Below are 11,826 nucleotides of genomic sequence, written 5' to 3' on the forward strand. Positions count from 1 at the left end.
GAAATCTGACTGACTGTCAGAAAACCCTTGAAGTGACTCCTCGCCTACTGCAACCTGTTCTCGTTCCTGAGACGGGAGGACGGCAATGGGTGGGACGGAACACCTCACCGTGCAGCGCGAAGGCGCCACACTGGTGCTCACGCTCAACAGGCCCGAGGCCAAGAACGCGCTCTCGCTGCCGATGCTGGTCGGCCTGTACGACGGCTGGATCGAGGCCGACGAGGACGACGCCATCCGCTCGGTCGTCCTGACCGGCGCGGGCGGTGCGTTCTGCGCGGGCATGGACCTCAAGGCCCTCGCGGGCAAGGGGATGGAGGGGCAGCAGTACCGGGACCGACTCACGGCCGACCCCGATCTGCACTGGAAGGCGATGCTGCGGCATCACCGTCCGCGCAAACCCGTGATCGCCGCGGTCGAGGGTCATTGTGTGGCCGGCGGTACCGAGATCCTTCAGGGGACCGACATCCGGGTCGCGGGAGAGTCCGCCACCTTCGGGCTCTTCGAGGTGAAGCGCGGACTGTTCCCGATCGGTGGCTCGACGGTGCGTCTTGCGCGGCAGATTCCGCGCACGCACGCGCTGGAGATGCTGCTCACCGGCCGTCCCTACTCGGCGCGGGAGGCCGCCGACATCGGGCTGATCGGCCATGTCGTCCCCGACGGGACAGCCCTGGAGAAGGCGCTCGCCATCGCCGGTCAGATCAACGCGTGCGGGCCGCTCGCCGTCGAGGCCGTCAAGGCGTCCGTGTACGAGACCGCCGAGATGGCCGAGACCGACGGGCTCGCCGCAGAGCTGAAGCGGGGGTGGCCGGTCTTCGACACGGCCGATGCGAAGGAGGGGGCGCGGGCCTTCAGTGAGAAGCGCCCACCGGTGTATCGGCGGGAGTGAGGTTCCGCTCCGCGGAGGCCGGACTGCCGCTGTGGGCTCGTTGTGGCTGGGCGCGCCCACGCGGCGGAACCGCACAACGGCACAGCGAGCCGCACACCGGCACAGCCCCGCGCCCCTACGGGGGCGCCCCCTTCCGGGGCGCAGGCCCCGTTCTGTGAGGAGATCCCGTGCCCGAAGTGCTCAAAGCTCCCCTTGTCGTCGAGTTTCCCTTCACTCGGTCTCTCGGCCCTGTGCAGAGCGCGTTTCTGACCGGGCTGCGTGAACGTGTCGTGCTCGGAGTGCGGACCGATGACGGCCGGGTTCTCGTTCCGCCCGTCGAGTACGATCCCGTCACCTCCGAGGAACTGGGCGAGCTCGTCGAGGTCGCGGCCACCGGGACCGTCACCACCTGGGCCTGGAACCATGAGCCTCGCCGGGGGCAGCCTCTGGACACCCCCTTCGCATGGGTCCTGGTGCGACTGGACGGCGCCGACACCGGCCTCCTGCATGCCCTCGACGCGCCGGACGGGCCCGACTCCGTACACACCGGCATGCGGGTCCGTGTCCGCTGGGCGGGTGAACGCTCCGGTGCCATCACGGACATCGCCTGCTTCGAGCCGAGTGAACCGAATGAGTCGGACGAGTCAGATGGGTCGAACGAGTCGAACGAACCGAACCAGTCGGGCACGCCGAATGAGGGACGCGAGGGAGAGGAACCCGAACGCCGCGGCAGCGCCGGGCGGTTCGAGGATCCGGTGACGGGCATCGTCGCCCCCGCCCGGCTCGACTACACCTACTCGCCCGGCCGCGCCCAGTCCGCCTACCTTCACGCGCTCGCCGAACGGCGGGTCGTCGGAGAGCGCTGCCCGTCGTGCCGCAAGGTGTACGTCCCGCCGAGGGGTGCGTGCCCCACATGTGGTGTGGCCACATCGGAACGGGTCGAAGTGGGGCCGCGCGGGACGGTCACGACCTACTGCATCGTCAACATCAAGGCGAAGAACCTCGACATCGAAGTGCCGTACGTCTATGCGCACATCGCTCTCGACGGCGCGGACCTCGCCCTGCACGGCCGGATCGGCGGCATCCCCTACGACCAGGTGCGGATGGGCCTGCGGGTCGAACCCGTGTGGTCGGACGGGGGCGGCCACCCCGACCACTACCGGCCCACCGGTGAACCCGACGCGGACTACGAGATGTACAAGGAGCTGTTGTAGATGCCCGCACCGAGGCCGCCCAGGGACATCGCCGTCGTCGCGTTCGCGCAGACCGACCACCGGCGCACCAGCGACGAGCTCTCCGAAGTGGAGATGCTCATGCCCGTCCTGCACCAGGTCCTGGCGCAGACCGGGCTGCAGACCAGCGACATCGGCTTCACCTGCTCCGGTTCCACGGACTATCTCGCGGGCCGGGCGTTCTCCTTCACCATGGCACTCGACGGAGTGGGAGCGTGGCCGCCGATCTCCGAGTCACATGTGGAGATGGACGGCGCGTGGGCGCTGTACGAGGCCTGGACGAAGCTCCTCACCGGCGACGCGGACACCGCGCTCGTGTACGCGTACGGCAAGTCGTCCCCCGGCTCCGTGCGTGACGTGCTGACCCGGCAGCTCGACCCGTACTACGTCGCGCCCCTGTGGCCCGACTCCATCGCCCTGGCCGCGCTCCAGGCGCAGGCGCTCATCGACGTGGGCGACACCGACGAGCAGGCGCTCGCCGCGGTGGCGTCCCGCAGCCGCGCCTCCGCCACCGACAACTCCCATGCCCAGCTGCGGGGTTCGGTACCGCAGGGCGACTACGCCGTACGCCCCCTGCGTACCGGAGACTGCCCGCCCGTCGGAGACGGGGCCGCCGCCGTGATCCTCGCCGCGGGGGAGCGGGCCCGAGAACTGTGCGAGCGACCCGCCTGGATACGGGGCATCGACCACCGCATCGAGGCGCACGCCCTGGGCGTACGGGACCTGACCGACTCGCCGTCGACACGGCTGGCCGCGGAACGGGCCGGCGCCTTCGAACGGCCGGTCGACACAGCCGAGTTGCACGCTCCGTTCAGCTCGCAGGAAGTGGTGCTGCGCAAAGCCCTGCGGCTGGACGGCGGCGTCGACGTCAACCCGTCCGGAGGCGCGCTCGCCGCCAACCCCGTCATGGCCGCGGGCCTCATCCGCATCGGCGAGGCGGCCGACCGGATCCGGCGCGGCGACTCCGACCGGGCGCTGGCGCACGCCACGTCAGGCCCCTGCCTGCAACAGAACCTGGTCGCCGTCCTGGAAGGAGACCCGCGATGAACAACGCGGTGAGCAACTCGGTGAACAAGGAGCCCGTGGCCGTCGTCGGGATCGGCCAGACCAAGCACGTCGCGGCCCGAAGGGACGTGTCGATCGCGGGACTCGTCCGCGAGGCCGCCCGACGCGCCCTCGCAGACGCCGAGTTGACCTGGGCGGACATCGACGCCGTCGTCATCGGCAAGGCCCCGGACTTCTTCGAGGGCGTCATGATGCCCGAGCTCTACCTCGCCGACGCCCTCGGCGCGGTGGGCAAACCGATGCTGCGCGTGCACACGGCGGGCTCCGTCGGCGGTTCCACCGCACTCGTCGCCACGAACCTGATCGCGGGGCGTGTCCACGGCACCGTACTGACCCTTGCCTACGAGAAGCAGTCCGAGTCGAACGCCATGTGGGGCCTGTCGCTCCCCATCCCCTTCCAACAGCCCCTGCTCGCCGGCGCGGGCGGCTTCTTCGCCCCGCACGTGCGGGCCTACATGCGACGCACCGGCGCCCCCGACACGGTCGGCTCCCTGGTCGCGTACAAGGACCGCCGCAACGCGCTCAAGAACCCGTACGCGCATCTGCACGAGCACGAGATCACGCTGGAGAAGGTCCAGGCCTCGCCCATGCTCTGGGACCCGATCCGCTACTCGGAGACCTGCCCGTCCTCCGACGGCGCCTGCGCGATGGTCCTCACCGACCGTGCGGGGGCGGCCCGCGCGCCGCGACCGGCCGCCTGGATGCACGGCGGCGCGATGCGCAGCGAGCCGACCCTCTTCGCCGGCAAGGACTGCGTGTCCCCGCAGGCGGGCAAGGACTGCGCGGCCGACGTGTACCGGCAGGCGGGCATCACGGACCCGCGCCGCGACATCGACGCCGTCGAGATGTACGTCCCGTTCTCCTGGTACGAGCCCATGTGGCTGGAGAACCTGGGCTTCGCCGACGAGGGCGAGGGCTGGAAACTCACCGAGTCCGGGGTCACGGAACTGGACGGGGACCTGCCGGTGAACATGTCGGGCGGGGTACTGTCCACGAACCCCATCGGAGCCTCCGGGATGATCCGGTTCGCCGAAGCCGCACTTCAGGTGCGTGGACAGGCCGGAGAACACCAGGTCGACGGCGCCCGCAGGGTCCTCGGGCACGCCTACGGCGGCGGCTCCCAGTTCTTCTCGATGTGGCTGGTCGGAGCCGCGCCGCCCACCTCGTGAAGCTACCCCCTCACGTGGCCTGTGCGCGGCAGTGACCGAAAGCTAGGCTGGCCGCGGACGACGAACCGGGAGGAGTACGGACGTGGCCGAGAGCACCATCCAGCAGCACCCGCTCGCGGGCTGGGACAAGCCGGAGCTTGACCTCAGTAAGGCCGACTGGCACTCGAGCAGCCGGGGGCGGGGGGATGTCCAGATCGCCTTTGTCGAAGGCTTCATCGCGATGCGCAACAGTGGCCGCCCGGAAAGCCCCTCCTTGATCTTCACACCCGCGGAGTGGGGCGTGTTCGTGTCAGGGGCGCGGGAGGGGGAGTTCGACCTCACCTGAGAGCCGCTGTCATTCGAGGGGACGGCCGGGGCCCCAGTGCCGACGCGACTGGGGCCGACCGGGCTGCCCCCGGTGCGGCCCCGGCCCTGCTGGAACAGCCGGCCGAACGCTCCGGTCAGTAACGGTCGGACGGACCCGCGGCACTCGCTCCCGGCGTACGCTGAGGTGCTTGTAGGCCACGGTGCGCACCGTCTCCCCGCGTCGGCTGCACCACCGCGGCAGGGGGTGCGTCATGGGGCGGCACGGCATGCGGAGCAGAAGGACGCTCTTCGAACGCGAGATGGAACTCGCGGCAGTGGACGAGGCGTTGGGCGAGGTGACCGGGCTGCGAACGGGCCCCTCAGGACGAGGTCCGGGCGCCCTCGGACTCCGCGCGGTCGCCGACGGGGATCGTGGAGAGCCCTCCGGGCCCCCTCGGCAGGGCCCGGGGCCGGACGGGGAGGACCCCGAGTTCCTCCTGGACGGCGCAGGGCTGCTCAGGGACGGCGCGGGCCGTCTCCTGGACGGTTCCGAGCTGCCCGGCCAGCCCCGAGGCGGGCTGCTGGCCTTCGCCGGACGTGCCGGGATCGGCAAGACGAGCCTCCTCGCCGAAGTATGCCGACGAGCCGGCGCCAAGGGCTGCACGGTCCTGTCCGCACGAGGCGGCGACCAGGAACAGTGCGTCGCCTTCCACGTCGCACGCCAGCTCCTGCAACCCCAGCTCGTGGGCATCCCGGAGTCCGAACTCCGGGCCACGCTCGGCAGTTGGTACACCATCGTCGGACCCGCCCTCGGCCTGTGCGCCGCCACCGAGGGCCCGCCGCCCGACCAACAGGGCCTGCGTGACGGCCTCGACTGGGTCCTCACCCACCTCGCCGTACGCCGCGCCCCGATGGTGGTCGTCCTCGACGACGCACACTGGGCCGACCCGGAGTCGCTCCAGTGGCTCGCCGCGTTCGCACCCCGCGCCGAACAACTGCCCCTGCTGCTCGTCGTCGCCTACCGGCCCGACGAACTCCCGGACCACGCCGAACCGTTCAGAAACCTGCCCGGCCGCGCCGGCGGACGCCCCCTCGACCTGGAGCCGCTGAGCGCCGACGCGGTCGCCCGGCTGGTCCGCGAGACCCTCGGCACCCGGGCCGACGACGCGTTCTGCCGCGAGTGCTGGGCCGTCACCGCGGGCAACCCGTTCGAGGCCGTCGAACTCACCGCGAAAGTACACGACCGCGGCCTGACCCCGACCGAACCGGGAGCGCACCTGCTGCGCGACCTGGCCGCCGCCGTCAAGGGCAGCGGACTCGTCGCCCGCCTCGAACGCCTGGGCAGCTCGACTGTCCGCTTCGCCTGGGCCTGCGCCCTCCTGGGCACCGAGATCTCCCCGACGCTCGCGGCGGCCGTGGCGGGACTCGGCCCCGAAGAGGCGGCCGACGCGGCAAACGCCCTGCGCGACGCCCGAATCCTCACCGGCGTCGTGACGGACGAGGGCACCCTTGAGTTCGTCCACCCGCTCATCGCCACCGCTGTCTACCGGGCCATGCCCGGACCGGTCCGTGTCGCCATGCACGGGCAGGCCGCCTGGTGTGTCATCGACGCGGGACTCGGCCCGTCCGCCGCCGCCAGGCACCTCATGGAGACCCACCCCGAGGGCGATGCCCTGGTCGTCCAGCAACTGCGCGCCGCCGCCCGCGAGACCCTCCGCGCAGGGGCCCCCGACGCCGCGCGCCGCTATCTCGCGCGCGCCCTGCGCGAACCCCCGCCCCTCGCGGAACGCGCCGCCGTCCTCCACGAACTCGGCTGCGCCTCCCTGCTCACCGAACCGGCGACCACCGTCAACCATCTGCGGGCGGCGCTGGAAGAGCCCATCGCCGACCCGGAGCTGCGCCACAACATCGTCTACCGGCTCTCCCAGGTCCTCGCCCACAGCGACCGCCTCGGTGAGGCCTCCGACCTGCTCGCCCGCGAGGTCAAGGTGACCGCCGACCCGCGCGTACGGCTGCGGATGCAGTCGGAGCAGTTCATGTGGGACGCCTTCCGTGCCGACGAACCCGACTCGCCGGCCCGTTCCCGCCGCCTGGCCCGGCTCGCCGACCGGCTCACCGGCCGCGATCTCACCGAGCGCTATGTGATCGGCCTGCGTGCCTGGGACGCCACCCTGCGCGGCGAACCCGCCCACATCGCCGTCCACCACGCGGAGCGCGCCCTCGCCGGCGGATTCGGCTGGGCCGAGGCGGACCGCGGCTTCGAGGTGCCCGTCCTCGTCGCCCTCACCTTCATGTACGCCGACCGGCCGGGACGCACCGAGGAACTGTTCGCCGCCGGGATCGCCGACTTCGAACGGCAGGGCTGGCACGGCGCCCACCTCTCCTTCGGCTACACCCTCCTCGCGTACGTACGCTTCCGCCGCGGCCGGCTCGCCGAGGCCGAGGACTTCGCGCGCGCGGGGCTCGGGCTCGCCGAACGTGTCGGCGCCGGCACCCCCGCGCACTGGTACGCGGTCGGCACCCTCGTCGAGATCCTGCTCGCCCGGGGCCGGATCACCGAGGCCGCTCAGATCGCCGAGGACTACTCCTTCGAGCAGCCGTTCCCCGCCGCCGTCGTCTTCCCCGACTCCCAGACGGTGTACGGCGAACTGCTGCTGGCCCGAGGCCTGGCGAAGGACGCCGCCGCCGAACTCGCCGCGGCCGGCCGCCGACTCGACCCGCGTGGCATGCGCAACCCCGCCTGGTGCCCGTGGCAGCTGCACCTCGCCAGAGCCGAGAGCCACGACACCCCGGAGCGGGCCGTGGCCACGGCGTTCGACGCGGTGCGGCGGGCCCGGGTCTTCGGTGCGCCGTCGGCGGTCGGACAGGCGCTGCGCGCGGCGGCCGACGTCTCCTCGGGCCCGGCCCGCGTCAAACTCCTCGAAGAATCCGTCGACCACCTGGAACGCTCCCCGGCAGCGTACGAACTGGCCTGTGCCCTCGTCGCCCTCGGCGCGGAGCTGCGCGGCAGCCGTCCGGGGGAGGCCGCCGACCACCTCTACCGGGGGCTCGACGCGGCCGTGGGGTGCGGCGCCGACGGCCTGGTCGAGGCAGCCCGCGACGAACTCGCGGCCGCCGGGTTGCGGCCCCGGCGCCTTCACGGTACCGAGACGGACACCCTCACCGCCCGGGAGCGCACGGCCGCCGAGCTGGCCGTGCGCGGTCTCCCGACGACGGCGATCGCCGCGGAGCTGCGCACGGAGGAGGCGGTGGCGGTGCGGTTGCTGTCGGCGGTGTACCGGAAGGTGGGAACAGACCTCGCTGGTCTGGGGGCGGCACTGGGGGCGGCGCGGAAGGAGAGCCGGGGAGCTTAGTCAACGCCTGTTGGCAACAGGCGTTGGCGACAGCCGTTGACAACAAGCGTTGGCATCTGCCGTCGGCGAATGCGTGGTGACGGGCGGGCGCAGTGCCCGGCGCCGGGTGGCCCACGCGTGGTGGCCAACGCCCGGTGGCCCGCGATCGCCGGTCGGCAGCCGTCCACCCCAGGGCAGACCGCCCCCCGGTGCACGTACCATTGCGGCATGTCCTTCCTCCGCCGCCGCAGCGCCACTCCCGCAGGTCCAGACTTCGACGTTCTGGCCATGGATCCGGGCGACTGGCCGGGCAATCTCGGCGCGGGCCTGCTGCCCGCACCCGACGGCAGCTGTCAGGGTGTGTTCCTGCGCTACGACCTGTTCGGCGGCCGCGGCCCGGCGATGATCATCGGTAACCTGCCGGAGGGCTCCCCGGCCCGGGACGTCGCCGACGGAGAGGTCCCGTTCGAGGTGGCCCAGCTGCTGCTGGCGCTGGAGAACGACGAAGAGGTCACCGTCGTCGGCGCCGAGGACATGCCGGTGATGCAGGGCGACAACCTCCTCATCGTGCGCCGCCTCAAGCTCTCCGAGACGCGCGTCTCCTGTGTGCAGTTCGACCGCAGCGACAAGGTCCTGGTGACGATCGCCGCCTGGGACCGCCCCATCACCGACGACCTGTACGCGCTGCTCAAGCCACTGCCCGCGGAGCTGTTCCAGCAGGGCTGAGGCGCAGCCTCAGTGCGACGCTTCCAGAAAGTGGAAGCCGGGCCGCGGGTGCATGAGGAAGTCGTGGTGGGAGATGTTCCACGCGTAGGCACCCGCGAGCGCGAACGCCACGCGGTCACCCGCCCGCAGTGCTGATGCCGGTGCCTGTGCCGATGTTGACGTCGATGCCGGGACGTTCCGGGCCAGGACGTCCTTCGGTGTGCACAACTGGCCGGTGAGCGTGACCAGTTCGCCACGCGCCGCCGGCCGGGGCCACGGATGCGGCCAGTCCTCCACCGCGAGCAGAGTGCAGGGCTGGTCGTGCCCCTTGGTCGCCGGGGTGCGAAGGTGGTGCGTGCCGCCGCGTACCACGGCGAACTCCTCGCCGTGGCTCTGCTTCACGTCCAGCACCTCGGTCGCGTACCAGCCGCAGTACGCCGTCAAAGCCCGCCCGGGTTCGATGCGCAGCGTCAGATCCGAGGTGAGACCCGAGTGTGAGGCGATGAGCCGGGCGAGCCCTTTGCCGTACGCGGACCAGTCGAAGCGCTCCCCGGGAGCCGCGTAGTCGACCGTCATGCCCCCTCCGACGTTCACCTCGGCGAGCGGTACTCCGTGCCGCTCGGTCAGCCGGACAGCCCAGTCCACGATGGACTCGGCCACCGCGAGCTGTTCCGAAGCCTGCAGCCCGCTGGCCAAGTGGGCGTGCACGCCCCGAAGTTCGAGGTGTGGATAGGTGCCGTCGGTGAGCAGGCCCACCACCGTGTCCGCCTGCGACGGGTCGAGGCCGAAGGGTGTGGGGCGCCCGCCCATCGCGAGGGCGCTCGCCGCCAACGAGCCCGACGCCACAGGAAGGTTGAACCGCGGCAGTACCGCCACCCGGGCATCCGGCGTGCACTGCCGGACCAGTTCGGCCAGCATGTGCAGCTCGTACTCGCTCTCCACATGGAAGCGCTCCACGCCAAGTTCCAGCGCGCTCACGATCTCGGCAGGGGTCTTGCCGGGGCCGCCGAAGGCCAGTGGACGGCCCGGCACCGCCCTGGCGACATGGGCGAGTTCGCCGCCCGAGGCGACCTCGTAGCCGTCCACGTACGGGCCGAGCGCGGCCAGGATCTCCGGCTCCGGGTTGGCCTTCGCCGCGTAGTAGAGCTCGACGCGCTCGGGCAGCGCGGCCCGCACGGACTCGGCGTGCGCGCGCAACGCCGCCAAGTCGTAGACATAGGCCGGGAGTTCTCCGGAGGGCAGAGCCAGAACCCGGTTTCGTACGGCATCGGTGGGGGCAGGGGTGGTGGTCATCGGGTGCTCCCCGTCGGGTGGCGCAGGATGCCCTCGCCGAGCGGAGAGGGCAGGCGGACGTATCCGGCTTCGCGGTCGGCCTTGCGCTCCCAGCGGGTGAGGAGGTTCGCCTTGGCGGGCAGCGGCACTCCCGCGAGCAGCGCGGCCAGCGGCGGCGGACAGCCGTACCGGTCGGCGTACGTCAGCAGGGTGGTGCGGACCTCCGCCCACAGCGCGGCCTCGGCGTGCGGGTGCAGATCGGCGAGGGCGGCGAGCAGTTCGGCGACGTGGTTCACGAGCAGGCAGTAGACGACCCGGTCCCAGCCGCGCTGCGCGTCGTACGTCATTGGGCCCGCGACCTCGGGCGGCAGCGCGGCGAGGGTCTCGGCGTGGCGCTCGGGCACGAGCTTGGCGCCCTCCAGGTCCCTGAAGAGGACCTGGGCGGGCATGCCGTCACCGTCGACGCAGATCAGCACGTTCTGCAGATGGGGTTCCAGTACCAGACCATGGTCGAAATAGGCGGCGAGGACGGGCGGCACGAGCAGCCTGAGGTAGGCCGCCCACCAGTCGAGTGCGGCCCGCGGGCCGGCCCCGTCGAGGAGACGGGAGATGTGCGCGGGACTGGTGGGGTACTCGTCCGCGACGGCCGCCGCGAGCAGCGGGGTGGTGCCGGGCAGGAGGCGCCGGGCCAGGCCCTCGCGGACGATGACGCCGAAGCCTTCGAGCATCTCGCGGTCCGGTGTGCCGTCCGGGCCCGGCAGGGCGAGGCTGCGGTACGCGGGCTCGCGGAGCACCGCGCTGCCGGGGAACCGGTCGGCCAGGTCGGCGAGCACCGGGCCCAGCACGCGGGTGAGCGCGACGGCGCCGGACAGCTCGTAACTCGCGTTCTTGCGCCAGCAGTTGGTGATCCGGATGTTCAGGCTGAACTTCAGGAACGACTCGCCGTCGTACAGAGTCCGTACGGACGCGGTGGCCGCGAAGGTCCTGCCGCCCGGGCCGAGGTCGAGGATGTCCCCGCGTCCGATCGCCGCGCGCAGCGCCGGGTGCTCGCGCAGCATCGCGTACTGCCAGGGGTGCGCGGGCAGCAGCCGGTAGCCCTCGGGGACGGAGGCGACGGACTGCCGGTCCTGCCGGTCCTGCCGGCCCTGCCCGTCCGGCCTGCCCAGCCGGTCGAGCGTGTCCAGGGCGCCGGGCTCCGCGGATTCCTCCGCGATCAGGTGTTCGCGTACGGCGAGGTGGCGCAGGGGGAAGACGGCGCCCGCCTCCGGCGCGTAGGCCGGCCAGAAGTCCGCGTCCCCCGTGCGTGCCTTGGGCGTGGGGTGGAAACGGTGCCCGAACAGCAGCGACTGCTCGGAGGCGAGGTAGGCCGCGACGGGTGTGTCCACCGGTGCCGGCCCGGCCCCCGTCCGTACGGGCAGAGGCGCTCGGCCGGTTCCGGTTCGTACGGTGAGGGACGCGGCGACAGCCGTGTGGCTGGAGTCGATCTGCTCCAGGAACTCCTCGTTGCGCACACCGGTCCGCAGGAACAGCTCGTCCTGCGTGAGTTCCGCGAGCCGCCGCCAGTCGGCCTCTCTCCAGCCGCCGTCAGCCGTCCGCTCACTCACCGGACCGGTGAAGCGGTGCGCGCCGAGCATCGACGTACGGCGCAGCGCGACCCGCAGCAGCACACCGCGGCGGGGCAGCCGCAGCAGCAGATGGCGGTCGGTGAGGGCGGTCTGCTGCTCGGGAGCCGACACCTCGCGCAACAGACAGTTGAGGAGGGTGTGCGCAACGGCCTCGTCCGGTGAGGGGAGTCGGGCCTGCGCGGTGTGACCGGGAGCGGGGCTCGGGACGGCGAGGGAAGTGCTACCGAGCGACTCGGTCAGCGAGGGCATGTGCAGCTCCAGCGGGTGCAAAGCGAG

Annotated in this window: 9 protein-coding genes; 7 read left to right on the plus strand and 2 right to left on the minus strand. The window is 72.0% G+C overall.

The window, feature by feature from the left end; genetic code table 11:
• The first annotated feature begins 85 nt into the window (after nt 1-85).
• From AB0D14_RS21770 to AB0D14_RS21800, 7 genes are all read left to right on the plus strand, one after another.
• The gene (locus tag AB0D14_RS21770) at nt 86-886 is read left to right on the plus strand and encodes a crotonase/enoyl-CoA hydratase family protein (protein WP_362781398.1); all 801 of its coding nucleotides are present in this window, start codon (nt 86-88) and stop codon (nt 884-886) included.
• Nucleotides 887-1,053: 167 nt separating this feature from the next.
• Nucleotides 1,054-2,079, plus strand: coding sequence for an OB-fold domain-containing protein (locus AB0D14_RS21775; RefSeq protein ID WP_362781400.1), 1,026 nt, complete (start codon nt 1,054-1,056; stop codon nt 2,077-2,079).
• The gene (locus AB0D14_RS21780; protein ID WP_362781401.1) at nt 2,080-3,144 is read left to right on the plus strand and encodes a thiolase domain-containing protein; all 1,065 of its coding nucleotides are present in this window, start codon (nt 2,080-2,082) and stop codon (nt 3,142-3,144) included.
• 20 nt (nt 3,145-3,164) lie between these two features.
• Complete coding sequence (locus tag AB0D14_RS21785; RefSeq protein WP_362781610.1) at nt 3,165-4,331, plus strand: thiolase domain-containing protein; 1,167 nt, start codon at nt 3,165-3,167, stop codon at nt 4,329-4,331.
• An 82-nt stretch (nt 4,332-4,413) separates the two neighbouring features.
• Nucleotides 4,414-4,656, plus strand: coding sequence for a DUF397 domain-containing protein (locus AB0D14_RS21790; protein ID WP_362781403.1), 243 nt, complete (start codon nt 4,414-4,416; stop codon nt 4,654-4,656).
• 247 nt (nt 4,657-4,903) lie between these two features.
• Nucleotides 4,904-7,969: an AAA family ATPase gene (locus AB0D14_RS21795; protein ID WP_362781405.1), complete on the plus strand. Its 3,066-nt coding sequence runs from the start codon at nt 4,904-4,906 to the stop codon at nt 7,967-7,969.
• Between the two features lie 207 nt (nt 7,970-8,176).
• Nucleotides 8,177-8,674: a hypothetical protein gene (locus AB0D14_RS21800; RefSeq protein WP_362781407.1), complete on the plus strand. Its 498-nt coding sequence runs from the start codon at nt 8,177-8,179 to the stop codon at nt 8,672-8,674.
• 9 nt (nt 8,675-8,683) lie between these two features.
• On the opposite strand, the gene AB0D14_RS21805 is transcribed toward AB0D14_RS21800, so the two are convergent.
• Nucleotides 8,684-9,946: a type III PLP-dependent enzyme gene (locus AB0D14_RS21805; protein ID WP_362781408.1), complete on the minus strand. Its 1,263-nt coding sequence runs from the start codon at nt 9,944-9,946 to the stop codon at nt 8,684-8,686.
• Nucleotides 9,943-11,799 (minus strand): IucA/IucC family protein, encoded by a 1,857-nt coding sequence (locus AB0D14_RS21810; RefSeq protein ID WP_362781410.1) that lies wholly within the window; start codon nt 11,797-11,799, stop codon nt 9,943-9,945. Before AB0D14_RS21810 ends, AB0D14_RS21805 begins: the two co-directional genes overlap by 4 nt.
• Nucleotides 11,800-11,826 lie beyond the last annotated feature (27 nt).

Origin of the sequence: Streptomyces sp. NPDC048484, from assembly GCF_040651415.1 — a bacterium.
Lineage (GTDB): Bacteria > Actinomycetota > Actinomycetes > Streptomycetales > Streptomycetaceae > Streptomyces.